The following is a 24,598-nucleotide window of genomic DNA, read 5'->3' as shown; positions in this document are numbered from 1 at the left end:
TTACTCCGTGTCGATCCGGCGCATGTAGCGACCGAACAATTGCTGATAGCGGGCACTGGGCAGCAGAAACGCATCGTGCCCGAAGTGGGAGTCGATTTCGGCGTAGGTTACCGGTTTGTCAGCGCCGATCAGGGCGTCGACAATTTCCCGCGAACGCGCAGGCGCAAAGCGCCAGTCGGTGCTGAAGGAGACCACCAGAAACTTGCATTGAGCGTGTGCAAAGGCGGCCACCGGGTCGTCATCGTACTCGCGCGCCAGGTCAAAATAGTCCAGCGCTTTGGTGATCAACAGGTAGGTGTTGGCATCAAAGCTCTGGGCGAAATTATCGCCCTGGTAGCGCAGGTAGCTCTCTACCTGAAATTCCACCGGCTGGTCGGTGCCGCGCTCGAAGGTACCGCTGCGCAGTTCACGGCCAAATTTCTGTCCCATGACGTGATCGGACAGGTAGGTGATATGGCCGATCATGCGTGCGACCGCCAGGCCGTGTTTGGGCACATCCTGATGCTCCAGGTAGCGGCCGTCGTGAAAGCCCGGGTCAGAGATGATCGCCTGGCGCGCGGTTTCATTGAAGGCAATGTTCTGGGCACTTAACTTCATGGCGGCCGCAATCACCACGCAGTGGCGCAGTCGGTCCGGGTACTCGAGTGCCCAGCGCATGGCCTGCATGCCGCCCAGACTGCCGCCAATCACCGCGGCCCATTGGTCGATACCCAGCTTGTCCGCCAGGCGCGCCTGGCTGTGGACCCAGTCGCGCACCCGCAATTTGGGAAAGTCCGGGCCCCAGGGCTTGCCGGTATCGGGGTTGGTGCTGGTGGGGCCGGTGGAGCCGTGACAGCCGCCCAGATTGTTGACCGAGACCACGAAGAAGCGGTCGGTGTCGATGGGCTTGCCCGGACCAATATAGTGGTCCCACCAGCCGGGCTTGCGGTCCTCTTCACTGTGGTAACCGGCAGCGTGGTGATGGCCGGACAGGGCATGACAGATCAGGATGGCGTTGGAGCGACTCGCGTTGAGTTGGCCGTAGGTCTCGTACACCAGCTCGTAACGCTCAAGCGCGCGCCCGCAAGCCAGCATCAGGGGCTCGTCAAAGTGCATGACCTGGGGTGTTACCAGTCCCACTGAATCAGCAGGGAAGGAAGTTGGCATGGTGGCTGAGTGTCCTGCGTCGACTGCGTCCGGGGTCCGCCCGGCCGGTGCTGGGGCTTTGAGCCCAGAGTTTAGGCTGCAAGTCTAAGGTTGCGCTCCGGCCGCTGCAAGCCCGGAACGCAATCAGCTGCCGTGGGCTTCGCGCGCGTCGGCCAGGGACAGCACTTTGGCGCTCTGTGTGAGGGGTTCGGCCATAGGCTCGTTGAAGTGCTTGCACAGCGGTTCCAGCTCGGTGAGCGCCGCTTCCAGGGTGTGCAGGTTCTCCTGAAGAGCGGACAGTTGTTCGCGTTGGTTGTCCTGCGCACCCTGCAGGCGAGTCAGGCGCAGCATGTGGTGCTCGAGCAGCTGTTTTTGGTATTGGTTGCCTTGTACCAGGGGCATCAGGGCGTCGCTGAGCCACTGGCCGACCTGTTCGTTGAGCAGAAGATATTGATGGCGGACTTCCTGCACCAGGGTGGCGATAAAGCGGTTGATCAGTGTTTGCTTCGCGGTGAGCAGGGTGTTGAGTGAGGAGCGGAACTGTTCGGCACGCCCTTGCAGACGTCTTAATTGCTGGCGAGGCCGGTTGATATCCAGTTTTTGTTGGAGGAAAAACTGCTTGGCTTTGGGTTGGTCGCTGCGCAGATATATGGCTTGAAGCACCCGGTTGGCGCGTTCGACTTCCCGCTCCAGGTGCTGAAGATCGTTATCGATGCCTTCGAAGAAGTGCGCCATGGCGCGGCTCAAACCGACGGTGGTCCAACTGCCCACAAGTTTTTGCTGAACCCGGGTGATCTGCTGTTCGAGACGGGCATTGCCGATCGGGTCGAGCAGTGTCTGACGCTGATTGTCCAGCAGGCGCTGGCTGGTGCGCAGTGACAGGGCCTGTTTGTGGTAGCGGTGATGTTGCTGGCGAATGCTCTCACGTAGCTCCCGCAGTCGTTCGATATTCAGGTCGCCACCGTCGTTGCGCAAAAATTGAAGCTCCGCCGCACAACTGTTGAGGCGCACCTGCAGCTGTTCCTGTGTGGTGTGCATTGTGTCGCTAATGGTTTTGAGCAACGGATGACTGGCCAGTTGCGTCTGCCGCCGGGCAATGCACTCGGACAGTTGTGCCTCGAGCTGCGGGAAGTGGCTGCGGCGCAGCAGGTCAGTACGCCCCTGTACTCGCGCGATCAGTGCCTGCTTGGCGGAGACGGTCAGCACCTGATCTTCGGGCAGGCCCAGTTGCTGCGCGGTTTGGGTCCGTATGCGTTCAATGGCGGCTTTGACCTCGGACTCGGGTTGCAGGTCATCCCAGAGGGTATCGATCTTGTTCAGCAGTGCGATCACGGCCGTGCACCGGTTCTCACGTAGGCTCTGAATGTGATCGCGCCAGATAGCCATGTCGCTGGCGCTGACGCCGCTGTCGGCGGCGAGCAGAAACAGGATGGCCTGAGCTTCAGGCAGCGTTTTCAGGGTCAGCTCGGGTTCGTTGCCCAAGGCGTTGAGTCCGGGGGTGTCGACAATGCGCAGCCCCTGTCGCAGCAGCGGATGATCGAGGCTGATCAGGGCGTGGCGCCAGGTGGGTACCTGAACGCGACCTTCGTGGTTGGTGGCGCCCAGTTGCTCCAGGCTGAAACCCAGCGCTTCGGCATCCTGGACACTGACCCATTTTTGGGCCGATACCTGACTCATGGCCTGCTGCAGTTGCTGAGGGTTGTCGGGGTCGAAGCGCAGGGTAATCCACTTTTGTGGAATGCGCCGGAAACTCTCCAGGCTGGCGCGGGTGCGCCGGGTTTCGATGGGCAACAAACGCAGGCCGTTGGGTACTTCCGGGTCGGCGCAGATCTCCGTGGGGCACATGGTCGTGCGCCCGGGCTGGGAAGGCAGGATACGCCGGCCGCTATCGCTGAACAGGAGGGCGTTGAGCAGCTCGGTTTTGCCCCGGGAGAATTCGCCGACGCAGGCGATGGTGAAATGTTCCCCTTCCAGCAACTTGCGCGCCTGGCGCAAGGGGCTGAGCGCGTTGTCGTTGGCCAAGCCGTGCTCACGCAGCCAGCGGCCATAGGCGCACAGCTGCTCGTCGAGCCGGGTTTTCCAGCGGTTGTGGCGACTCAGCTGATGCTGAAGGGCCTTGATATCCATGGTCTCGTTCCCGGAGGGCTGGATCGGTTATGGGCCCGGCGTCACTGCCTGCTCGGGCGGCCTTAGACGCTGCCGGTGGTGACGGGCAAGCGTCCTAACATGACATTAAAGCCTATTTTATACGCCAAAAATGAGAACAGTGTCACATCCCGAGCACCAGGCCGCGGGGCATGCCGACGCTGCGGGCCAGCGCCGCCACCAGGTGAGTGTTGAGTATGTGCAGGATCATAAAGGCGAAAATGGGGGTGATGTCGATACCGCCCAAAGCCGGGATGACCTTCCGGATTGGACGCATAGCGGGCTCGATCACCTGGCGCACCAGCAGCAGAGCCGGGTTGTTGCTGAAGGGAGCGACCCAACTGGCGATAATGGTGATCAGCAAACCCCAGAAGTATATGCTCAAAATTAATGACAGGATGCCCACCGCCGACCAGAGAATGGCGTGCAAGGCGTAAGCAAAGCCAAAGCCATTGACCATGAGCACCAACTGGATGATGAGCCACTGGATCAGCAGCGCCAGCACCAAGGCGGCCAGGTCGAATCCGTAGACGCCCGGGATCGCACGGCGCAAAGGCATCAGCGGCGGATTCGTGGCTTTGGCGATAAATTGGGAAATGGGGTTATAAAAATCCGCGCGCACCGCCTGGAATAAAAACCGCAGCAGCACCAACAACAGGTACAGAGAGCCAAGGGTGGTGATGATATACACAAATATTTCTTTCAGGTCCGACATTCACTGTCTCCAGAGTTAATTACCCAGTTCTTTGGCCAGTTCGGCGGAGCGTTCGGCACAGAGGGTCATGGCGCGGGCAAAGGTTGCGCGCAGCTGATCCTGTTCAAACGACTGGATGGCACGTTCAGTGGTACCGCCCGGTGACATCACCCGGCGGCGCAGCTCGGCGACGTCGACATCGCTTGCCCTGGCCAGCTCGGCGGCACCCAGTGCCGTCTGCAGGGTCAGGCGCGTCGCACTGTCTCTGGGCAATCCCAGGGACTCGGCGGCGTCAATCATCGCTTCCATGACCAGGAAGTAGTAGGCCGGACCCGAGCCCGACACGGCGGTGACCGCATCCAGTTGCCGTTCATCGTCGAACCATTCTACCAAACCCACGGCGCTCATCACCTGCTCGGCGACAGCTTTCTGCGTATTGCTGGTGTGGGTATTGGCAAACAGGCCGCTCGCGCCCGCCTTGACCAGCGACGGCGTGTTGGGCATGCAGCGGACAATGGCCTGCTCCTGACCGAGCCACTGGGCCAGGCTCTCAGCGGTAATTCCGGCGGCGATGGAAATGATCAGGGGCCGGTGGGTGAGGCTGGGCTGCAGGCTTTGGGCGACCGCTTTCAGGCCCTGGGGTTTGACCGCGAGTACGATCACATCGGCGTTCGCGGCCAGCGTATCGCTGGCGCCGACGCCAATGCCAAAATCCCGAACCATGGCGTCCAGGGTGTCTTGGTGGAGATCACTGGCACTGATGGCGTCGGCGGGGTAGCCCTCGGCCACCAGACCGCCGATGATGCTCCGGGCCATATTGCCGGCGCCAATAAAGGCGAGCTTGGGGTGTGTCATAGCGGTTCCTTGTCAGGGTGTTGATTTGGGCATACGAGGCCCGAATATGTCGGTGCCGACACGCACCAGCGTGGCGCCCTCGGCGATGGCGGCCTCCAGGTCACCGGACATCCCCATGGACAGGGTGTCGAGCGCTGCGGGCGCCCCCGCATTAAGCAGATCAAGGGCTTCGCGCAAGCGCGCAAAGGCGGCGCGCTGGCGCTCGGGGTCGGCGCTGGGGGCGGGGATGGCCATCAGTCCACGCAATTGCAATCGGGGGAGACTCCAGACGCTTTGGGCGAGCGCAGGCAGCTCATCGAGGGCAACACCGGATTTGCTGTGCTCGTCATCTATGTTGACCTGGAGACAGACCTGCAGCGGTGGCAGGGCGTCGGGGCGCTGGTCGCTGAGACGCCGGGCGATCTTTTCCCGGTCGATAGTGTGAACCCAGTCAAAGTTTTCCGCAATCTGGCGGCTTTTGTTGGACTGGATCGGACCGATAAAATGCCACTGAAGGTTGTCGAGGTGGCTGAGGGCGGCGCGTTTGTCCAGCGCCTCCTGCAGGTAATTTTCGCCAAAGTGGCGTTGGCCCCAGTGGTAGGCGGTCTCGATGGCTTCGGCCGGGTGGGTTTTGCTGACCGCGATCAGCTGCACACTCTCGGGGGGGCGGCCCGCGGCCTGAGCAGCGGCGCTCATCCGGGCGGTGACTTTATCGAGCTTGTCGTTTATGGTGTGCATAACGCCTGATTTCCAACGTTGCCCGCAAGTCTGGGCGACGGTAATAACATTCAATTGACGTAACAATAAGGTAACTTGGCCGTGGATATTACCGAACTTCTCGCCTTCAGCGCCAAACAGGGCGCGTCGGACTTGCACCTGTCGGCGGGCCTGCCCCCCATGATTCGCGTGGACGGGGACGTGCGCCGGATCAATTTGCCGCCCATGGATCACAAGCAGGTGCACAGTCTGATCTACGAGATCATGAATGACAAGCAGCGCAAGGACTACGAAGAGTTTCTGGAAACGGACTTCTCCTTTGAGGTGCCGGGTGTGGCCCGCTTCCGGGTCAACGCCTTCAACCAGAACCGGGGTGCCGGTGCGGTGTTCCGGACCATTCCCTCGAAAGTACTGACCATGGAAGAGTTGGGCATGGGCCAGGTGTTTCGGGATATCTGTGCGGTGGCCCGCGGTCTGGTGCTGGTGACCGGGCCTACCGGCTCGGGTAAATCCACCACCCTGGCGGCGATGATGGATTATATCAATGACAACAAATACGAGCACGTCCTCACCATCGAGGACCCCATCGAATTTGTGCACGAATCCAAAAAGTGCCTGGTGAACCAGCGCGAGGTGCACCGCGATACCCACGGCTTTGCTGAAGCTCTGCGCTCGGCTCTGCGGGAAGACCCGGACATTATCCTCGTGGGTGAAATGCGTGACCTGGAAACCATTCGCCTGGCGCTGACCGCGGCGGAAACCGGTCACCTGGTGTTTGGTACTCTGCACACCACCTCGGCCGCCAAAACCATCGACCGGGTGGTGGACGTGTTCCCGGCGGAGGAGAAGCAGATGGTGCGCTCCATGCTTTCGGAATCCCTCGAAGCGGTCATCTCCCAGACGCTGTTGAAAAAGAGCGGCGGCGGCCGGGTGGCGGCGCACGAAATCATGCGCGGCACCCCGGCCATTCGCAACCTGATTCGCGAAGACAAGGTGGCGCAGATGTACTCGGCGATCCAGACCGGCGCTTCGGTGGGGATGCAGACCATGGACCAATGCCTGGCCGACCTGCTCGCGAAACGTATCATTACCCGGGACGTGGCCAAAGCCAAAGCCAAAATGCCGGACAATTTTTAACGCCGCCGGTGACGGGTCTGGCCAACAATTGACAACAAGGGTTTACAGCGATGGACTTTGATCGGTTATTGTCCCTGATGGTAGAGAAGGGCGCTTCGGATCTTTTTATTACCGCCGGCGTGCCGCCGTCGATGAAACTGAACGGGAAAATTGTTCCGGTCACTACGACATCGCTGGCACCGGAAAAGGTGCGCGAGATTGTTCTGGGGGTGATGAACGAGAAGCAGCGTACAGAGTTTCTCGAGGAAAAAGAACTCAACTTTGCGATCAGCGCCCGCGGCGTCGGTCGTTTTCGGGCCAGCGCTTTTTACCAGCGCAATCTGGCGGGCATGGTGCTGCGCCGTATCGAAACCCAGATCCCCCGGATCGACGACCTGGGCCTGCCGGACATTATCAAAGAGCTGGCCATGACCAAGCGCGGCCTGGTGATGTTTGTCGGCGCTACCGGTACCGGTAAGTCCACCTCGCTCGCGGCGATGATCGGGCATCGCAACCGGAATTCCAAAGGCCATATCATTTCCATTGAAGATCCGATCGAGTTTATCCACCAGCACGAAGGCTGCATCATCACCCAGCGCGAAGTGGGCATCGATACGGATTCCTTTGATATAGCCTTGAAAAATACCCTGCGTCAGGCCCCGGATGTGATCCTGATCGGTGAGGTGCGTACCCGTGAGACCATGGAACACGCTATCGCCTTTGCCGAAACCGGGCACCTGTGTTTGTGTACCCTGCACGCCAACAACGCCAACCAGGCGCTCGACCGGATCATTCACTTCTTCCCTGCCGACCGGCACCGGCAGCTATGGATGGACCTGTCGCTCAACCTGCGCGGCATCGTCGCCCAACAGCTGATTCCGACCCCGGATGGCAAGGGCCGTCGCGCCTGTATGGAGGTGCTGCTCAATACCCCTCTGGCCGCGGATCTGATTCGCAAAGGTGAGGTGAACGAGCTCAAGGAGTTGATGAAGAAGTCGACCGAGCTGGGGATGCAGACTTTCGATCAGGCGCTGTACGAGCTTTACAGCAGCGGCGAGATTACCTACGAGGATGCGCTGTCCTACGCCGATTCACCCAACGACCTGCGTCTGATGATCAAGCTCGGCTCCGAGTCCGACGCCGACTACCTCTCCAGCGCCGCCGACGAACTGTCCCTCCAGGACGGCCCGGATGCGGATCGCTACTAGCGACAGCCACGTTGGTAGTGCCGGGGTGGCGGATACCTTTCCGGGACCCGCCGTGAACCCGTCCCTGGGGGCTTGAGCGCAGCATCCCTGCTGCGCACAGTCCCGGAAAGGTATCCGCCACCCCGACGCCGGCTGAGGTCCTAATGCGATCTTCGCAGGTGGCACGAGTCGAGTCCGGGCACCCCCTCCCGGGACCGTCTGCCGCCTGGATGGCGGCAGTCGAGCCCCCAGGGATGGGTTCACGGCGTGTCCCGGGAGGGGGTGCCCGGACTCGACGCTCTCGTTCTGGCTCTGTCGTGAGTTTAGGGCCGAGATGCCAGCCAGCTCTCCAGAATTAGCCGGGCGGCGATGGAGTCTACGGGGTTGCGGCCAAAGTCGGCCGATCCTCCGGCGGCGAGGACTTCGCCTTTGGCCTCGAAGCTCGACAGCCGCTCATCCACCAACTCCACCGGCACACCAAAGCGCCCGTGTATGCGGTTGGCAAACTTGCGTGCGCGGGCGCACATCTCGCTGTCGCTACCGTCCATATTGAGCGGCAAGCCGACCAATACCTTTTCCGGGCGCCACTCGTCGAGCAGGGCTTTGATCTGGTCCCAATTGGGAATGCCGTCGCGGGCTTTAAGGGCGGGGAGTGCGTTGGCACCACCAGTGACCGTCTGGCCGCTGGCGACGCCGATGTTTTTCAGGCCGTAATCGAAGGCGAGCATAATCAACGCAGCGTACCGTCAGGCGTGACCGGCGGTGCTGGAAATGAGGTTGAGGTCGACGCCCAGTTGGCGCGACGCCAGTGCCCAGCGCTGTTCCATGGGCGTCTTGAACAGAATATCCGGATCGGCGGGCAGGGTCAGCCAGGCGTTGTTGGCGATTTCCTGCTCCAACTGTCCGGGTTCCCAGCCGGCATAGCCCAGGGCAATCAGGAAGTTGTCGGGCCCGACACCACCGGCCAGTGCCTCGATCACATCTTTGGAAGAGGTCACCTTGACCCGGGGTGAAACCGCCAGGGTCGACTGGAACTCGTGCTCACCGGTGTGCAACACAAAACCGCGCTCGGTTTGCACCGGGCCGCCCGCGAGTACCGGGTGGTGAGCGATGTTGGCCTGATCGGACAGTTCCATCTGTTCGAGGATTTCGCCGACGTCGATAGGCAGGGCGTTATTCACCACAACCCCCATGGCACCGTCGCTGCCGTGTTCACAGATGTAGGTGATGGTATGGGCAAACGCGGTGTCCTTCAGGCCGGGCATGGCAATCAGGAAGTGATTGCGCAGGCTGCCTTCAGTGAGTTCGCTCGAGGCGTTACGGGTGTCGCGATAATGAATGCTCATAGTCTCAGTATGGGGCCTCCGGGGATAAAAACAAGCGCGCCACCGAAATAAACCCGGGCTCGTGGGTCGCTAGCGACCGGTGGAAAGCCCGGTAATTTCGAACCGCCAGGTCCGGATAATCTCGAGCCTGTCATACTGATTACGCAGCTCCGGAGGAAAGGGTTCAAAGGGGGCTGCCATACGCACAATCCGCAGGGCGGCATCGTCGAGCAGGCGCTCGCCCGAAGACTGGGAGATCTCCACGCTGTGAATACTGCCGTCGGCATTGACGGCCACCATCAGGCGCAGATCGCCAGTGAGTCGGCGCACCAATGCCTCCTGGGGATAGTTGCGGTTGCCCACATCCTCAATCTTGCTGCTCCACTGATGCAGGTAGCGGGCGTCGGCTGACTCGCGCGTGGCCACCGACGTCAGCCGATGAATGCGCGGGCGTCGGGCCATTTCCTGGCGTTGCTGATCGAGTTTGGCCTGCAGGCTGGCAATTTCGGCGCTGAGCATGGGCCGATCCTGCAGCTCGCCCTCTTGGGCTTCTTGTGCGCGTTCGGGCTCCGGGTCTGGCGTCGGGAGTACCCGGGTGCTCTCCCCGCGGGTGCTGAGCAGCTCTTGCTCCTGCTGCTCCTGGGGGCGTACCGCCTGGACCTGCGGGGTGGGGTTCACTTCATTGATTCGGGTATCGGCAAATTCCGCATGATGGTCGGTGGTCAGCTGACGGGGGTCGACTTCAGTGCCGCTGGCCTCCTGGTTGTGTTGCGCCAGAAAGTCGGCTTCGTCCGGTGCCCGTTCGCTGCGATGGCTGGCCAGAGTGATTTCCAGCGTCGGCGGCGCGCTCTGGGATTCAGGCAGGTTGAAGCCCACCCCAAAAATGACCAGCGCATGCACGGCTAACGCCAAAAACACGGTAAAGCTGAGGCGATCGCCTGTATCGACCCGGGTCGCCGCCAGGGGCGTGTCAAAGGACGGGTTTTTTACCATAACGTCCTCTAGACCCCGGTGTGACGTGCGTTCAGGCGGCTCTCAATCGCGCCCATCAAACGGCTGCCAATGGCGGTGTCGTGGGCTTTGTCGATCTCGCGTACGCAGGTGGGGCTGGTGACGTTGATTTCGGTAAGGTAGTCGCCGATGACATCCAGCCCGACAAACAGCAGGCCGCGCTCAATCAACGCGGGCGCCACCTGGGCTACAATCCAGCGGTCCCGCTCGGTCAGGGGCTGGGCCACGCCCCGGCCACCGGCGGCCAGATTGCCCCGGGTTTCGCCCTCGGCGGGGATGCGCGCCAGGCTGTAGGGCACGGCCTTGCCGTCGACCACCAGGATGCGTTTGTCGCCGGCGCTGATTTCCGGAATAAAGCGCTGGGCCATGATGAATGACTGGCCGTGTTCGGTCAGGGTCTCCAGGATGACGCCCACGTTGGGGTCGTCGGCCCGACAGCGGAAGATGCTGCTGCCGCCCATACCGTCGAGGGGTTTGAAAATGACGTCCCGATGCTCCTGATGAAAGGCCCGCAATTGCGCCGGTGACTGGCTTACCAGCACAGGTGGACAGCACTGGGGAAAGCGGGTCGCAAAGACTTTCTCGTTGCAGTCGCGCAGGCTGCGGGGGTCGTTAACCACCAGTGCACCCTGAGTCTGGGCCGCTTCGAGAATGTAGGTGCAGTAGATGTAGCCACTATCGAAAGGTGGATCTTTACGCATCAGGATGACGTCCAGCTCGCCCAGATCGCGATCGTGCTCTGCACCCAGCTCGTACCAGGACGTGCTGTTGTCGGCCACACTCAGGGCCCGGGTTCGCGCCCGGGCCTGTCCCTGGGCCAAATACAGATCCTGAGGCTCCATATAGGCCAGCTGCCAGCCCTTTTCCTGAGCGGCAAGTAACAGCGCCAGGGTCGAGTCCTTGTAAAATGTGATCTGGTCGATGGGGTCCATTACAACCCCGAGGGTTATCGGCATAATAAACAATTCCACTGCTGATCCGACCCTGGATCGGTAAGTTGTGCAAACTCTAATCAGAGGTTGCTTGGCGCGCCATTGGGGCGTAAAGTTAAGGCTTCGGGGCTCGCGGCGCAAGCACCCGGCCTGGACAATAATACCGCGAATGAGGACCTTCCACACACGCTCGGTGACCGTGAAAAGCGTATAGATTAAGCCCAAAAACTGTGTTACAAGTTGAAGCAGTTACCAGCGAATGCCTCGCGTCACGAGTTATGTGAGCCAGTTATCATATAAGATGTGAACCAGTTCACAAATAAATGGCTGATGTCATAACAATTACAGTTAAAGGTCGGAAATTATGGATCTCAGTTTGGACAGTTTAAAGGTGATGGTCATTGATGACAGTAAGACCATCCGCCGTACGGCGGAAACCTTGCTGAAGAAAGTGGGTTGTACGGTCATTACCGCCACCGATGGCTTCGATGCGCTGGCGAAGATCGCGGACAACCGTCCGGATATCATCTTTGTCGACATTATGATGCCGCGCCTTGATGGCTACCAGACCTGCGCGCTTATCAAAAACAACAGCGAATTCAAGTCCACGCCCGTGATTATGCTCTCCAGTAAAGACGGTTTGTTCGACAAGGCCAAAGGCCGGATTGTCGGCTCCGATCAGTATCTGACCAAGCCGTTCAGCAAAAGCGAATTGCTCGGCGCTATTGAGACTCACGTGCAGACCGCGAAGGCCTCCTGATTTTGGCAAGTATTGTGCTTGGGTATCAGGCACTGGGAACACTGCGGGCGCGCAGAAGCTGTTACGCAGCGCACGGGCCAGGTTGCCCGCGCCTAGAATAAGACGTATCACATCAACAACTTTGGGTTATTAATTGGGGTATTTATGGCCAGAGTACTAATTGTCGACGACTCTCCGACCGAAACTTACAAATTGACCAGCATGCTCGAAAAAGCCGGGCATTCCGTGCTGGTGGCAGAAACCGGAGAGCAGGGCGTCGAAATCGCCAAGAGCGAACTGCCCGAAGTCATTCTCATGGATATTGTCATGCCGGGGTTGAATGGTTTTCAGGCCACGCGCCAGTTGACCAAAGATGCCAAGACCAGTCACATTCCGGTGATCATTGTCACCACCAAAGACCAGCAGACCGACCGGGTTTGGGGGATGCGTCAGGGCGCCAAAGCTTACCTGGCCAAGCCGATTACGGCAGAAACCCTGAATGCCACCATCGATGAGGTGATGGCGTAGGCGACCCAGGTTGGTGCGACTCTGCACCAGCGTTGTTCGCGCGCTCACCGAGGTAGGGATGTGATATGGCCGCACAAGAGTCCGCTTTTCAGGCACTGAAGTCGCTGGCAGATGCCAGCCGCGCGGTCGCACGTGGTTTGCCAGCACAGGCGGATATTCAGGCCATGTGGTCGGGTATCGGCTTTTCGCTCATGGGTTACCGTTTCGTGGCACCCATGGGCGAAATTACGGAAATGCTTGAGGTGCCCCATTATACCCATCTGCCGGGTGTGCAGTCCTGGGTCTGTGGCGTCGCCAACGTCCGCGGTCGGCTACTGCCGATTTTTGATATGGCCGCTTTCTATGGCGACCGACTCACCAGCAGCCGTAAACAGCGGCGGATCCTGGTGCTCGAAACCGAAAAGCTTTATAGCGGGTTGCTGGTGGACCAGGTTCACGGGTTGCAGCATTTCCCCGTCGATGAATTCCGGGAGGAGTCCGGTCCGGTCGCCTCCCATCTCAGTGCCTTTGTCGGTGGCAGCTACCGCATTAACGGCACTGAGTGGTTGTTGTTCAAACCCGGCCAACTGGCTCGGGATCCCCGTTTTCTCAACGCTGCCCGGTACTGAACCAGTGCCTGGGCAGGTGTGTCGTTGCGATACAGCCCGTCGGGATTGGCCCGGCTGGCTGAGAACAATAAGACGCAAAGTCGGTCAGGAGTGTCAACATGAAAACTGAATCCAGAAGCCTATTCGGCTCAGTGAAAGCCAACCCGGCGATTGCGCTGGGGGTTGTGCTGCTGCTCGGGTTCCTCATCGCCATGCCGTTCACCTATCTGGTGATTCAGCAGGGCGCCGAGGACGATCAGCGCCACCTTCAGCAAGCCGCCGACCTGCGCGCTCAGGCTTACCGCCTGACTGCACTGTCTCGCGACGCCACCGCCGGTGACGAAGCGGCGTTCGATGAGTTGAATTCGGTGGTGGCTGGCATGTCCAGCACCTGGGATGGTCTGCGCGGCAGTGATCCTTTCACCCGGAGCCAGCTAAGCCAGGAATTTGGCGCCTACGACGGCGTCTGGCGGCGCGTGCGCAACAACGCCCAGACGATCCTGACCAACCGCGAGACCATTGTCTTTCTGAACGAAGTGGGTCGCACACTGAACGAAGCACTGCCGGGCTTGCAGGCCCAGCACAACAATGTGGTTGAAATCCTGCTTGAGGCGGACGCCCCGGCGGACCAGGTGTCTCAAGCGCAGATGCAAAGCTGGCGGGCCGAGCGTATCGGGCGCAACGTTGACCGAATGCTGCGCGGTGATGAAGGTGCGGCGGCGGCTGCGGACCAGTTCAACCTCGATGCCAATATTTACGGGCGCGTGCTCAACGCCATGCTCAACGGCGATGTCACCATGCAGATTACCCGTGTGGCTGATGCCGAGGCGCGCGAGAGTCTGGCGGATATCGCCGAGACCTTTGCCTTCGTAAACAACTCGGTGCGCGACATCTTCCAGGGCTCCCCGGCGCTGCTCGACTCGCTGATTGCCAGTAACGCGTTGCTTGAGGATACCCCGGCGCTCTTGCAAGCCTTGGGTAGTATCAGTGACCGTATCGGCACTCTGGACAACGTGCGCCCGATCAACAACAACGTCATTCTCGGTCTGGCCGTCGGTGTGGTGATTGCACTGGGTCTGATCGGTATCAGCATTTACCGCGGTACGCGCCGTCGTCTGGTGACCACCGCGGAAACCAACGAGCGCAACCAGGAGGCGATTCTGCGCCTGCTGGACGAACTGGCTGACCTCGCCGACGGTGACCTGACCGCCACCGCTACGGTTACCGAGGACTTCACCGGGGCCATCGCTGACTCGATCAACTTCACCATCGACCAATTGCGGGTTCTGGTGGCACGGATTAACGAAACCGCCGTGAACGTATCCACGGCGGCGCAGGAAACCCAGCAGACCGCTCTGCACCTGGCCGAGGCTTCCGAGCATCAGGCCCAGGAAATCGCCGGCGCTTCGGCGGCCGTCAACGAGATGGCGGTGACCATTGACCAGGTATCGGCTAACGCCTCGGAGTCCGCGGCGGTAGCGGAACGTGCGGTATCTATCGCGGGCAAGGGTGCCAAGGTGGTACAGAACACCATCCACGGCATGGATACCATTCGCGAGCAGATTCAGGACACCTCCAAGCGGATTAAACGTCTGGGTGAGTCCTCACAGGAAATTGGTGACATCGTTAGCCTGATTAACGACATTGCTGACCAAACCAACATCCTCGCATTGAACGCGGCGATTCAGGCCTCTATGGCCGGTGACGCCGGCCGCGGCTTTGCGGTTGTAGCGGATGAGGTACAGCGCCTTGCAGAACGTTCCGCCGCGGCGACCAAGCAGATTGAAGCGCTGGTACGCACGATTCAGAACGACACCAACGAGGCGGTAATCTCCATGGAGAGCACCACCTCAGAGGTTGTTCGCGGTGCCCGCCTGGCACAGGATGCGGGTGTGGCTCTGGAAGAAATTGAGAACGTATCCGGCAACCTGGCGGAACTGATTCAGAACATCTCCAACGCTGCTCGTCAGCAGGCCTCCTCGGCCGGTCACATCTCCAACACGATGAACGTGATTCAGGAAATCACCACCCAGACCTCGGCGGGCACCAGTGCCACGGCCCAGTCTATTGGACGCCTGGCAGAAATGGCGCTCGACCTGCGTGAATCGGTCGCCGGCTTCAAACTGCCGGAAGGTCATATGCAAGACGAAGAGGGTGCGGAAGATATCGAGCTGGCACTGACCGACATGGTTGATTATGACAACGACGGCGAAGCCAACTGGGTCGATGACAGCGAAAGCGACGTGATCGACCTTGAAGATGAGCTGTTGCCGGAGGACGAAGGCTACTTCCCGGAAGAAGACGATGAGGACGACCGCGACGAAAAATCGCGCAGTGCCGTTGTCTAGTGGGAGTTAGCTGTTCATGGGGTGGTCACTGCAGAGTATAGCGTCGCTGACCGACAGTCAGTTTGTGCAATGGAGCAAACTGCTGGAGGAGCGCACGGGCATTCAGCTCGCCGATCAACACCGGGCGATGCTGCAGTCCCAGGTATCGATCCGAATGCGTGAGTTGGGTTGTACGGATTACAACCAGTACTTCCGCGCAGTCACTGACGGTGTGCAGGGGCGTCTGGAGTGGACTGTCCTGGTCGACCGCCTGGCGGTGAAGGAAACCAGTTTTTTCCGCCACCGCCCCTCTTTTGAGCTGGTGCGCCAGTACTTGGCGCGTCGGCTGGCCCAGGGCACAGTGGCCGATAATCTTGATTTGTGGAGTATGGGCTGTGCGACGGGTGAAGAGCCATACTCTCTGGCGATGATGGCCGATACCTGCTTTGAGCAGGCGCAGGCTGAACGCTACTACGGGATCACGGCGACTGATATCAGCATGAGCGCACTCAGCACGGGAAGGCGGGGGTGTTACAGCGCGCGCAAGATAGAATCGCTGAGTGATGCGGAGCGCGAACGTTACGTGCATGAAGTGGAACCGGGGGTTTATCAGGTCGATGTGAGTCTGCGTGAACGCATCTGTTTCACTCACGGAAATCTCATGGCGATTCAAACGATGCCGCCGGTCAAACAGGACGTTATTTTTTGTCAGAATTTGTTGATTTATTTTCGTCGCTGGCTGCGCCGCGACATCCTCAATGCCTGCGTCGAGCGGCTCAAGCCAGGCGGTCTGCTGGTGGTGGGTTTGGGGGAAGCACCGGGCTGGGAGCACCCGAAGGTGCGCCGGGTGAAAGCGGGCCAGGTTCAGGCCTACCTTCGCCACGACCAACAAGAACAATGAGGAAGGCTTCCGATGGCAGATAACCGCAACTTTGCCGCCCTGGACTGGGTTGTTGCCGAAATTAGTGAGACTCTGACCCAGGCGCGCCAAGCCCTGGAGGCGTACGTTGAGAATCCGCAGGACAGCGCGCAACTGCGGTTCTGCCTGACGTACATGCACCAGGTGCGCGGCAGTTTGCAGATGATCGAATTGCACGGCGCCGCCATGATGGCCGAGGAGATGGAAAAGCTCGCCCAACGCATGGCCGACGGTAAAATCCGCAATACCGGCGAAGCACAAGAAGTGTTGATGCGGGCGATCTTGCAGTTCCCTCCGTACCTCGATCGGGTCCAGCGCACCCAGCAGGACAACCCCCTTACGGTACTGCCCCTGCTTAACGACCTGCGCGCTGTGCGCGGCGAAAGTCTGATCAGCGAGACTCATCTGTTTGTGCCCAATATGGCTCCGGCGCGTCAAGTGTCGGGAGAGCGCATTCCCGCCGCCAAGGATGATATCCAGTTCCGGGCCATGGTGCAGAAACTGCGCCAGATGTATCAGTATGCCGCTGCCGGATATATCCGCGACGTCAATAAAGACGAAAGCCTTGGCTACCTGGTCAAAGTTTTCCAACGCATGCAAACCATTACTCAGGGCAGCGTGCGCCAACCCATTTGGGGCATCTGTCTGGCCCTGGCCGAAGCGCTGGAAATGGACGCGGTTGATTCGACCGTGTCCATTAAAAATGTATTGCGACAACTGGACGGCGAAATTAAAACCCTGCTCGCCGAAGGATTGCCTGCCCTCGACAAGCCCACGTCGGATGAATTGCTGCACAACCTGCTTTATTACGTTGCCCGCTCCGGGAAACACAGCCCGGGTTTTGCCAGCGACTCGCATCTGCAAAAAATCTATCAGCTGTACAACCTTGAGCACGCGCTGCCCGAGGGGCGCGAAGCTGGAGATGATCAGGGTGACTTCCTGTCTTCGCCCGATACGGCGGCCATGCAGTCGGTCGCGGACGCCCTGAAGGACGAGTTGAGTACCGTGAAGGATGTGCTCGACCATGTCCTTATGACCGGTGAGCGTGAGACGCTTGCCAGTGACGCGCTGCCAGTCATGAAGCGCGTGGCCGATACCATGGCGGTACTGGGCATGGCCGACTTGCGGACCAAAGTGGGCGCGCAGGCGGATGAACTTCAGCGTTTCACCAGCGCGGACAGTCTCGATGGCGAAGCGTTGATGACGGTGGCGCATCGTTTGTTGGAAATTGAGGATGGTCTCGACCAACTGGTGAATCAACATGGTCGCGAGTCCGGGGACAAGCGCAGCGAGGCCGATCTCAACCTTAACCTCGCGCAGGAATCGGTCGTGCGCGAGTCGCGCAACGGCCTCGAGCAGGCCAAAGACGCGATCGTTGAGTATATCGCGTCGCAGTGGAACCGCGAGCACTTGAGTGCTGTGCCCGCCACCCTGCGGGAAATTCGAGGCGGTTTGGAAATGGTTCCCATGCCCCGCCCGGCGCGCATCCTCGGCGCGTGTGCCCGCTACATTGATGAGCGTTTGATTGAGGCTCAGCATACCCCCGAGTGGTCCGAGTTGGACACGCTGGCGGATGCCATGACCGGGGTCGAATACTACCTTGAGCGCAGCACGGATACGCCCGATGAAGAGCGCGAACTGCTCCTGACCATGGCAGAGGAAAGTCTGGCCAGTCTGGGGTATGCGGTTGCGCCCAAAGGTCCAGAAAGTCAGGCAGCGGCACCAGAGGAAGAGCGTGAAAGTGAACCCGCCGCCGAGTATGCAATCGATGCTGACGCCGAGTTGGCGGGCGAAGACCTCGACGAAAGCGCCGAGGAAATCGAACTGTCGCTACCCGGCGACGACGAGGAAAGTGAAGACCCCGAGCGAGCGGCAGCCGAAACCGAGTTGACGCTGGATGATGAGGCCGAGGCTGAATTCGAGACCGACGGTGAAGCGGAATTGTCCTTGGAGTCTTTGACGTCCGGGGGTGAGGTCGAAGACGTCGAGTTGACCGTTCCCGAGGAAGCCGTTGAACCCCCCGGCCCGGTCGTCAGTGCCGAGCAGGACGAAGACGATGACGACGAAATCGATGAAGAAATCCTCGAAATCTTTATCGAAGAAGCGGGCGAAGTCACCGAGGCGATCAATGAACACTTTCCGCGTTGGGCGGCGGACTTTGACAACACAGATGCCCTGAACGAATTCCGCCGGGCGTTCCATACCCTCAAAGGCAGCGGCCGGATGGTGGGTGCCAATGTCATCGGCGAGCTGGCGTGGTCTGTTGAGAACATGCTCAACCGTATCCTCGATGGCACCGTGCCGTCGCACCAGGCCCAGGTCAATCTGATCGAGCAGGTCCGGGGCTTGTTGCCCGAGTTGATCAGCGCCTTCGAACACAAACAGCCCAACCCGGCGCCTGAGCAGGTCAGTACTCTTGAGGCCTATGCCAACCGGCTTGCCAAAGGCGACTTGCCTGACGAATTGCTCACGCTCCCTGAAGACAACGTGCCAGAACCTGAGCGAGAACCCGAGCAAGCGGTTGAAGAGCCCAGTGTTTCGATTGTTGAGCCCGAGGACGATAGTGACGCCCAGCTTTGGGATATTTTTGGTGGCGAAGCACTGGCCCACCTCGCCGTGGTGGAAGACTATATTGCGGAAATGGCCCAGCAGGCACCACTCTACACGCCGCCGAGCGACGCCACCCAGCGTGCCCTTCACACGCTCAAGGGCAGCGCCCATATGGCAGATATCGGGCCCATCGCCGAGCTGGTAACCCCACTGGAAAGGTTTGCCAAAGAGCTGCGTACCTATCAGGTGGCCATCAACGATGACATGCTCCAGTTACTGCGTGACGCGGTCAGCTATACCCGCTCGGCATTGGATGACATCAAGGCCGGCGAAGAGGTCTATATTCCGCGCCTGCAACAGTTTCTGGCCCGCGTAGCGGAACTGCGCGAGCTGGCCATCGGCCCGCTGGTGCGTCAGGAAGAAGCGAACAAAAAAGGTGAAGCCGCCATCGATCCGGAGTTGCTCGCCATCTTTATGGCCGAGGAGATGGACCTGCTCCTGGATGCGGATCAGATTATTGCCCAGTGGCAAAAGACGCCCGATGACCTGGCCCAGTTAGAGCCCTTGCAGACTGAGCTGGTGACGCTGACCAACGGCGCGCGCCACGCCAACCTGCCACCGATGATCGACCTTGGCGAGCAGTTGCAAGCGGTATACCGGGGCGTCAACAGCGGTACCTTGCCCTGTGATGACGCCTTGTGTGCGCTTTTGACCGATGCCCACAACGCAATGCTCGACCTGGTGGATGCGGTTGCCGTCGGTCAAAACCTGCAAGAGCCGCCTGAGGCGATTCGGACAGGCCTGGATGAACTGATTGCCCGGGCGCAAGCGCCGGTGGCGACTCCTGAGTCAGAAACCCCGACCGAGATGGCGACCGAGGAGCCAGCGTCGGTACCAGAGCCTGTGCACCACCATACCGGCCGGGAAGATGTGGAAGAGTATGTTTCCAGTGTGCTCGACGGCGACGACGAGCTGGATGAAGAAATCGTCGAGATTTTCCTCGAAGAGGCTAACGAACTGCTCGAAGATATTGAGCAGTCGGTGCAGGACTGGGACGACGATTGGGAAAATACCGAGCCGGTCGAAGAGCTCAAGCGTGCGCTCCACACCCTGAAAGGGGGCGCTCGTCTCGCGGGCATTACCGATGTGGGTGACCTGTCCCACGACTACGAAACGCTGCTGATCGGGATCAAACCCGAGCAGATCAATGGCGAGTTGTTCAAACAGTTGCACAGCTATCAGGATCAGTTGCATGCCGGTGTCGAGCGCGTGCGCGCGCGTCTGGATGGGCGTGAACCCGAGCCCATGCCCGAGCCGGCCGCGAGTGTCGCGGATGCGCCTGTCAGCGATGCCACTGCCAACCCAGAGGTAAGCGCGGATGCCGATGTAGCGTTTAGTCAGACGTCGGAAACGTCTGACGAACCGTTGCCCGCTGAACAGACCGCTCCCGGCAAGACCGAGCCAGCAGCTCCCGCCAGTGGCAATGTCGTGCCCTTCGGCAAGGACAAAAAGGCCAAGCCCCAGGGCGATCAGAGCGGCCAGTTGGCCGCGCGTCGCAGCGCCCCACAGGAAGTGATCAAAGTACCTTCGGACCTGCTCGAAGAGCTGGTCAACCTCGCCGGGGAAACGGCCATCAGTCGCGGCCGTATGGAAGAGCAGGTCAGCGACCTTGGCCTGGCACTGGGTGAAATGGATGCGACCATTGAGCGTTTGCAGGAACAGTTGCGCCGGCTGGATATTGAAACCGAAGCCCAGGTGTTGTTCCGCCAGGAACAGTTGGGGCAGGATGAAGATTTCGATCCGCTCGAAATGGACCGTTACACCCAGCTGCAGCAGCTGTCGCGCTCGCTCATGGAGTCAGCGTCGGATTTGATGGACTTGAAGTCCACCATCGCCGACAAAAACCGCGACACGGAAACCCTGTTGCTGCAACAATCGCGCATCAACTCGGAACTGCAGGAAGGTCTGATGCGCTCGCGCATGGTGCCTTTCTCACGCCTGGTACCGCGCTTGCGCCGGATCGTACGTCAGGCTGCGAGTGAGCTGGGCAAAGACGTCAACATCGAATTGGATAACGTTGAGGGCGAACTGGATCGTTCGGTCCTCGAGCGAATGGTGGCACCGTTGGAGCATATGCTGCGCAACGCTGTCGACCACGGCATTGAACCGGTTGAAGCGCGCCGCTCGGCGGGTAAGCCTGACACCGGACGCATTCGCCTGACGCTCAACCGCGAGGGTGGTGACGTGATTCTGCGCCTGGCCGACGACGGCAAGGGCATCAATCGCGAACGGGTGCGACAGATCGCGATTGAACGCGGTCTGATGAAACCGGACGCGGACTTGAATGACGACGAGATCCTGCAGTTTATTCTGAATGCGGGCTTCTCCACGGCAGACAAGGTCACTCAGATTTCCGGCCGCGGTGTCGGCATGGACGTGGTTCACTCCGAGATCAAACAGCTCGGCGGCGCCATGTTCATTCAATCGGAAGAAGGCCAGGGCACCGAGTTTATCGTCCGCCTGCCGTTTACCGTGTCGGTCAACCGGGCTCTGATGGTACAGATTGGCGAAGACAACTACGCCATTCCGCTCAACACCATCGAAGGTATTGTGCGCATCAGCCCGTTTGAGTTGGAGCACTACTATCAGGACGAAGACGCGCGCTTTGAGTACGCCGGTGAAAATTATCTGGTGCGTTACCTGGGCGGCCTGCTCGACAGCGAGTCGCGCCCCAAGCTGGACGGTCAGGGACTGCCGCTCCCGGTAGTACTTGTCCGCAGCGCCGAGCACACCGTGGCGCTACAGGTCGATCGCCTGCAGGGTAGCCGCGAGATTGTGGTAAAAACCCTGGGGCCGCAGTTTGGCGCGGTGCGCGGACTCTCCGGTGCTACCGTGACTGGTGACGGCAGCGTGGTGGTCATTCTCGACTTGCATGCCCTGATCCGCGAGCAGCTCGCGCTGGGACTCAAGGCGACACTGCTGGATCCGGAGATTGGCAGCCGTCGCGGCGACGAGACCGGCGAGCGCACCATCATGGTGGTGGATGACTCGGTGACTGTGCGCAAGGTGACCGGGCGCTTCCTGGAGCGTGAAGGCTTCCAGGTGCTCACCGCGAAAGACGGAGCGGAAGCGCTGCTGCAGTTGCAGGAGCGGGTACCGGATCTGATGTTGCTGGATATTGAAATGCCGCGTATGGACGGTTTTGAAGTGGCTCAGAATGTGCGTAGCAGCTCGCGCCTCAAGCACTTACCGATCATCATGATCACCTCTCGCACCGGGGAAAAACACCGGGAGCGGGCGTTGGCGTTGGGGGTCAACCGTTACATGGGTAAGCCCTATCAGGAGGACATCCTGCTGCGCAACATCAACGAGCTGTTGCAGCTGGAACAGACGGCGGGCTAGGGTGGTCACTCCGGGGTTGCGCATTGGTATTCTCACTGACAGCGCCGACAAGCTGCCGGCCCTGCGCGCCTGTGTCACCGGCGCTGGCCATAAAGTGGCGGTGACCGGCTGTGGTCTGTTGCAGCGTCCGTCGGCCCAGGTTGACGCCTGGGTGGTAGACGCCAGCCTCAATTTGTCGACAGCCGGTGATTTTGATGATTGGTTGCTCGACGCCGGGGTGCCGGTGTTTTTCAGTGACGATTGCAGCACACCTGGGTCGCCCGAGCACCAGGCCTGGCTGCGGCGTTTGACGGAAAAGCTGCGCCGGCTCGATGGCGCGCTGGAATTGCAGCGGGTGCGTCCGGCGCGTTACATCTGGTTGCTGGGTGCCTCGACCGGCGGCCCGAGTGCCGTGCGAGACTTTATGGCGCAGGTACCCATCGGGCTCGATGTCGCTTTCATCTACGCCCAGCACATCGACGTTGGGCAAAACCGGGTGTTGGCGAAGATGCTCGCCAGCGCTGGCGCTTATCGGGTATGCACCGCCGCCGAAGGGATGGTGGTGGAGCCGGACAGTCTGATTCTGCTGGATGCCGACCGGCAAGTGGAGTTGCAGGAAAACGGTACCCTGTCATTTACGGGCGGTACCTGGGCGGGCACCTACGCGCCCTCCATCGACCAGCTGGGCAACAACCTGGCCCACACCTGGGGCAGTCATGCCGGACTTCTGGTGTTCAGCGGCATGGGCGATGACGGGGCCAGTGCCAGCCGTCTGTTGCATCGACGTGGCGGTCAGGTGTGGGTGCAGGCTCCGGAGAGTTGTATTATTCCGTCCATGCCCGATTCGGTGCTGGCGGCAACCCAGGTGCATCGCTGCGCGCCGCCGATCGCGCTCGGCCAGGCATTTGCCGAGAGCCTGACGACACGGCAGATGCACAATGAAAGAACCCAACACCAAGGTAGCTAAATCATGACCACCACTCAGCAGCCCGTCCAGCAGACCCAGGAGCGCGCCGGTGAAGTGCCCAGCCTGCTTGTGCCTATGGTGCATCAGCCGTTGTTGCTGCCTAACGTGACCGTTGCCGAGATCGTGCCCCCGGCCGCCGCCGACCCCGTGCCGGGCGCCCCGGAGTGGTATCTGGGCGAATTACTTTGGCGCGAACAACGGTTACCTCTGTTATCCTTCGAACGACTGAACGGCGAGAGTCTGCCGGAGTCCAACCCCCGCGGACGGATTGCCGTTCTTAACAGCACCGGTGTCAGCCCTGACCTGCCGTTCCTGGCCATTGTCACCCAGGGTATTCCCTCGCTGGCGCGGGTGCACGAAGATGAAATTCACGAGCGTGACGTGCACTGTCACCCCTATGAACGGCTACAGGTGAGTTGGGCGGGGGAGGCGGCGATCATTCCTGATCTGGCGGCCATGGAACGGGCCTGTCTGGAAGTACGCGAACGCCTCGGATACTGATACGAGACTTTAACAATGATCAAGACTTGGTGGTCTAAGGCCCTGTTATTGGCCTTGGCGGCAGCGCTTATGAGTGCCTGTGGCGCGTCCCGGGATGAGCCTTTCAATCCGGCTGAGCCGGAGGAAGAAGACCCCGATCCCGTGGCGATGGAATTCTGGTTTGACGGTGCCTATCCCTTCGATACCCTCGATGGCGAAGCCCGACGTGTCTACGTCGTACGCGACCTTGAAGAGTACTGGGAGTGGTATGACACTTACTTCATCGATGACAACAGTGCCGTTGGCGACCCCAACTTCGAGACCGGCCAGATAGTCGTTGTCGACGGCGGTTTGATCGATGAGTGTAACGACCATGTGGCGCTGCAGTCGGGTTGGACCGCTGAACAGACCAGCGACGATGTGGTGACGGTTGAGCTGATCTATCAGTTCGTCGACGCTGTCAGCTGTGATGACAACGAAGAGAGCCTTTATCGTCCCTTCACCTTCCTCTACGTCAACACCCGCGACCCGGTGATCATCCGCGAGCGGCTCAACTGAGCCGCTAGGCCGCCACGCCTGCCCTGCGAGATAGAGCGGGCCAATCCATTGCGCGCGCCGGGCTCTGGCTACCGCGTTGGTGGTGTGGGAGCTTTTGTCGTAATACTGGTCAATTCCAAACCCATCACGAACGCATCACCTACGACCAATACGGGCGGGTCTTCCAGGTTTTCGACGCCGCCCGCAGCGGTGCGAACTTCAACGACAATGGTGTTCAGCATTACTATCAGAACGGCCATCTGCACCGGCTCACGGATGCGGTGCACGTTAATGGCACCCCCCGTACCACCTACTACCGGGCGCAGGCCATGGATGTTCGAGGCAATGTCACCCACGCTTTGTACGGCAACGGCGTGAGCCAATACAGCACCCACACGCCAAGCAATGGCCGGGTCAACCGTATTCGGGCAAGCCTGCCGGGCCTGGGGCTGATCCAGGATCAACGCCTCGACTGGGATGACGCGGGTAACTTGGAC

General features: G+C 60.2%; 21 protein-coding genes. 11 read left to right on the top strand and 10 right to left on the bottom strand.

The features are described from left to right. The 5 genes from metX to DKW72_RS09335 form a co-directional block, all read right to left on the bottom strand. Window positions 1-1,146: a homoserine O-succinyltransferase MetX gene (gene metX, locus DKW72_RS09355; RefSeq protein WP_111642096.1), complete on the bottom strand. Its 1,146-nt coding sequence runs from the start codon at window positions 1,144-1,146 to the stop codon at window positions 1-3. Window positions 1,147-1,269: 123 nt separating this feature from the next. Then, window positions 1,270-3,252, bottom strand: coding sequence for a dynamin family protein (locus DKW72_RS09350; protein WP_111642095.1), 1,983 nt, complete (start codon window positions 3,250-3,252; stop codon window positions 1,270-1,272). A gap of 142 nt (window positions 3,253-3,394) precedes the next feature. After that, window positions 3,395-3,985 carry a YggT family protein gene (locus tag DKW72_RS09345; protein WP_111642094.1) on the bottom strand — a complete coding sequence of 197 codons (591 nt, stop codon included), beginning with the start codon at window positions 3,983-3,985 and terminating at the stop codon, window positions 3,395-3,397. 15 nt (window positions 3,986-4,000) lie between these two features. Next, window positions 4,001-4,819 carry a pyrroline-5-carboxylate reductase gene (gene proC, locus DKW72_RS09340; protein WP_111642093.1) on the bottom strand — a complete coding sequence of 273 codons (819 nt, stop codon included), beginning with the start codon at window positions 4,817-4,819 and terminating at the stop codon, window positions 4,001-4,003. A 12-nt stretch (window positions 4,820-4,831) separates the two neighbouring features. Beyond that, window positions 4,832-5,536 carry a YggS family pyridoxal phosphate-dependent enzyme gene (locus DKW72_RS09335; RefSeq protein WP_111642092.1) on the bottom strand — a complete coding sequence of 235 codons (705 nt, stop codon included), beginning with the start codon at window positions 5,534-5,536 and terminating at the stop codon, window positions 4,832-4,834. Window positions 5,537-5,617: 81 nt separating this feature from the next. Between DKW72_RS09335 and DKW72_RS09330 the strand changes: the two genes are divergently transcribed. Both DKW72_RS09330 and DKW72_RS09325 read left to right on the top strand, forming a co-directional pair. Continuing rightward, complete coding sequence (locus DKW72_RS09330; RefSeq protein ID WP_111642091.1) at window positions 5,618-6,652, top strand: type IV pilus twitching motility protein PilT; 1,035 nt, start codon at window positions 5,618-5,620, stop codon at window positions 6,650-6,652. 50 nt (window positions 6,653-6,702) lie between these two features. Continuing rightward, the gene (locus DKW72_RS09325) at window positions 6,703-7,839 is read left to right on the top strand and encodes a PilT/PilU family type 4a pilus ATPase (protein ID WP_111642090.1); all 1,137 of its coding nucleotides are present in this window, start codon (window positions 6,703-6,705) and stop codon (window positions 7,837-7,839) included. A 302-nt stretch (window positions 7,840-8,141) separates the two neighbouring features. Here the strand turns inward: DKW72_RS09325 and ruvX are convergent, their stop codons facing one another. The 4 genes from ruvX to gshB all read right to left on the bottom strand — a co-directional run bounded on the left by ruvX (window position 8,142) and on the right by gshB (window position 11,110). Further along, entirely contained in the window at window positions 8,142-8,546 is a 405-nt protein-coding gene (gene ruvX / locus DKW72_RS09320) for a Holliday junction resolvase RuvX (protein ID WP_111642344.1), read from the bottom strand. 18 nt (window positions 8,547-8,564) lie between these two features. After that, entirely contained in the window at window positions 8,565-9,164 is a 600-nt protein-coding gene (locus DKW72_RS09315; RefSeq protein ID WP_111642089.1) for a YqgE/AlgH family protein, read from the bottom strand. A gap of 69 nt (window positions 9,165-9,233) precedes the next feature. Continuing rightward, window positions 9,234-10,136 carry a TonB family protein gene (locus DKW72_RS09310; RefSeq protein ID WP_111642088.1) on the bottom strand — a complete coding sequence of 301 codons (903 nt, stop codon included), beginning with the start codon at window positions 10,134-10,136 and terminating at the stop codon, window positions 9,234-9,236. Window positions 10,137-10,144: 8 nt separating this feature from the next. Next, window positions 10,145-11,110 carry a glutathione synthase gene (gshB, locus tag DKW72_RS09305; RefSeq protein WP_111642343.1) on the bottom strand — a complete coding sequence of 322 codons (966 nt, stop codon included), beginning with the start codon at window positions 11,108-11,110 and terminating at the stop codon, window positions 10,145-10,147. 340 nt (window positions 11,111-11,450) lie between these two features. Here gshB and pilG point away from each other — a divergent pair, with 340 nt between their 5' ends. The 9 genes from pilG to DKW72_RS09260 all read left to right on the top strand — a co-directional run bounded on the left by pilG (window position 11,451) and on the right by DKW72_RS09260 (window position 24,122). Beyond that, complete coding sequence (pilG, locus tag DKW72_RS09300) at window positions 11,451-11,846, top strand: twitching motility response regulator PilG (protein ID WP_111642087.1); 396 nt, start codon at window positions 11,451-11,453, stop codon at window positions 11,844-11,846. Between the two features lie 144 nt (window positions 11,847-11,990). Further along, window positions 11,991-12,353: a twitching motility response regulator PilH gene (pilH, locus tag DKW72_RS09295; RefSeq protein WP_111642086.1), complete on the top strand. Its 363-nt coding sequence runs from the start codon at window positions 11,991-11,993 to the stop codon at window positions 12,351-12,353. A 65-nt stretch (window positions 12,354-12,418) separates the two neighbouring features. Beyond that, a complete protein-coding gene (locus DKW72_RS09290; RefSeq protein WP_111642085.1) occupies window positions 12,419-12,961 on the top strand; it encodes a chemotaxis protein CheW in 543 nt (180 codons plus the stop codon). Between the two features lie 98 nt (window positions 12,962-13,059). Continuing rightward, on the top strand, window positions 13,060-15,288 hold the full coding sequence (locus tag DKW72_RS09285) for a methyl-accepting chemotaxis protein (protein WP_111642084.1): 2,229 nt from the start codon (window positions 13,060-13,062) through the stop codon (window positions 15,286-15,288). Window positions 15,289-15,304: 16 nt separating this feature from the next. Continuing rightward, window positions 15,305-16,168 (top strand): CheR family methyltransferase, encoded by an 864-nt coding sequence (locus DKW72_RS09280; protein WP_111642083.1) that lies wholly within the window; start codon window positions 15,305-15,307, stop codon window positions 16,166-16,168. A 12-nt stretch (window positions 16,169-16,180) separates the two neighbouring features. Then, window positions 16,181-22,138 (top strand): Hpt domain-containing protein, encoded by a 5,958-nt coding sequence (locus DKW72_RS09275; RefSeq protein ID WP_111642082.1) that lies wholly within the window; start codon window positions 16,181-16,183, stop codon window positions 22,136-22,138. Window positions 22,139-22,154: 16 nt separating this feature from the next. Beyond that, a complete protein-coding gene (locus DKW72_RS09270) occupies window positions 22,155-23,084 on the top strand; it encodes a chemotaxis protein CheB (RefSeq protein WP_157960447.1) in 930 nt (309 codons plus the stop codon). A gap of 3 nt (window positions 23,085-23,087) precedes the next feature. Further along, on the top strand, window positions 23,088-23,585 hold the full coding sequence (locus DKW72_RS09265; RefSeq protein WP_111642080.1) for a chemotaxis protein CheW: 498 nt from the start codon (window positions 23,088-23,090) through the stop codon (window positions 23,583-23,585). Window positions 23,586-23,600: 15 nt separating this feature from the next. Next, the gene (locus DKW72_RS09260; RefSeq protein WP_111642079.1) at window positions 23,601-24,122 is read left to right on the top strand and encodes a hypothetical protein; all 522 of its coding nucleotides are present in this window, start codon (window positions 23,601-23,603) and stop codon (window positions 24,120-24,122) included. A gap of 68 nt (window positions 24,123-24,190) precedes the next feature. Here DKW72_RS09260 and DKW72_RS09255 read toward each other — a convergent pair. Next, window positions 24,191-24,598 (bottom strand): hypothetical protein (locus DKW72_RS09255; RefSeq protein ID WP_157960446.1); only part of this gene is annotated, 408 nt, incomplete at its 5' end.

Source organism: Marinimicrobium alkaliphilum (assembly GCF_003259155.1).
Lineage (GTDB): Bacteria > Pseudomonadota > Gammaproteobacteria > Pseudomonadales > Cellvibrionaceae > Marinimicrobium_A > Marinimicrobium_A alkaliphilum.
The sequence above is the reverse complement of the archived record's forward strand: the minus strand, read 5'-3'. Positions and strand labels throughout refer to the sequence as shown.

Excerpts from the sequence above, each read along its gene's own strand:
- DKW72_RS09345 (WP_111642094.1), bottom strand. The coding sequence starts at position 3,985 with ATGTCGGACCTGAAAGAAATATTTGTGTATATCATCACCACCCTTGGC.
- ruvX (WP_111642344.1), bottom strand. The coding sequence starts at position 8,546 with ATGCTCGCCTTCGATTACGGCCTGAAAAACATCGGCGTCGCCAGCGGC.
- DKW72_RS09260 (WP_111642079.1), top strand. The coding sequence starts at position 23,601 with ATGATCAAGACTTGGTGGTCTAAGGCCCTGTTATTGGCCTTGGCGGCA.
- DKW72_RS09315 (WP_111642089.1), bottom strand. The coding sequence starts at position 9,164 with ATGAGCATTCATTATCGCGACACCCGTAACGCCTCGAGCGAACTCACT.
- metX (WP_111642096.1), bottom strand. The coding sequence starts at position 1,146 with ATGCCAACTTCCTTCCCTGCTGATTCAGTGGGACTGGTAACACCCCAG.
- DKW72_RS09290 (WP_111642085.1), top strand. The coding sequence starts at position 12,419 with ATGGCCGCACAAGAGTCCGCTTTTCAGGCACTGAAGTCGCTGGCAGAT.
- DKW72_RS09285 (WP_111642084.1), top strand. The coding sequence starts at position 13,060 with ATGAAAACTGAATCCAGAAGCCTATTCGGCTCAGTGAAAGCCAACCCG.
- pilG (WP_111642087.1), top strand. The coding sequence starts at position 11,451 with ATGGATCTCAGTTTGGACAGTTTAAAGGTGATGGTCATTGATGACAGT.
- DKW72_RS09325 (WP_111642090.1), top strand. The coding sequence starts at position 6,703 with ATGGACTTTGATCGGTTATTGTCCCTGATGGTAGAGAAGGGCGCTTCG.
- DKW72_RS09335 (WP_111642092.1), bottom strand. The coding sequence starts at position 5,536 with ATGCACACCATAAACGACAAGCTCGATAAAGTCACCGCCCGGATGAGC.
- pilH (WP_111642086.1), top strand. The coding sequence starts at position 11,991 with ATGGCCAGAGTACTAATTGTCGACGACTCTCCGACCGAAACTTACAAA.
- proC (WP_111642093.1), bottom strand. The coding sequence starts at position 4,819 with ATGACACACCCCAAGCTCGCCTTTATTGGCGCCGGCAATATGGCCCGG.
- gshB (WP_111642343.1), bottom strand. The coding sequence starts at position 11,110 with ATGCCGATAACCCTCGGGGTTGTAATGGACCCCATCGACCAGATCACA.
- DKW72_RS09310 (WP_111642088.1), bottom strand. The coding sequence starts at position 10,136 with ATGGTAAAAAACCCGTCCTTTGACACGCCCCTGGCGGCGACCCGGGTC.
- DKW72_RS09275 (WP_111642082.1), top strand. The coding sequence starts at position 16,181 with ATGGCAGATAACCGCAACTTTGCCGCCCTGGACTGGGTTGTTGCCGAA.
- DKW72_RS09350 (WP_111642095.1), bottom strand. The coding sequence starts at position 3,252 with ATGGATATCAAGGCCCTTCAGCATCAGCTGAGTCGCCACAACCGCTGG.
- DKW72_RS09265 (WP_111642080.1), top strand. The coding sequence starts at position 23,088 with ATGACCACCACTCAGCAGCCCGTCCAGCAGACCCAGGAGCGCGCCGGT.
- DKW72_RS09280 (WP_111642083.1), top strand. The coding sequence starts at position 15,305 with ATGGGGTGGTCACTGCAGAGTATAGCGTCGCTGACCGACAGTCAGTTT.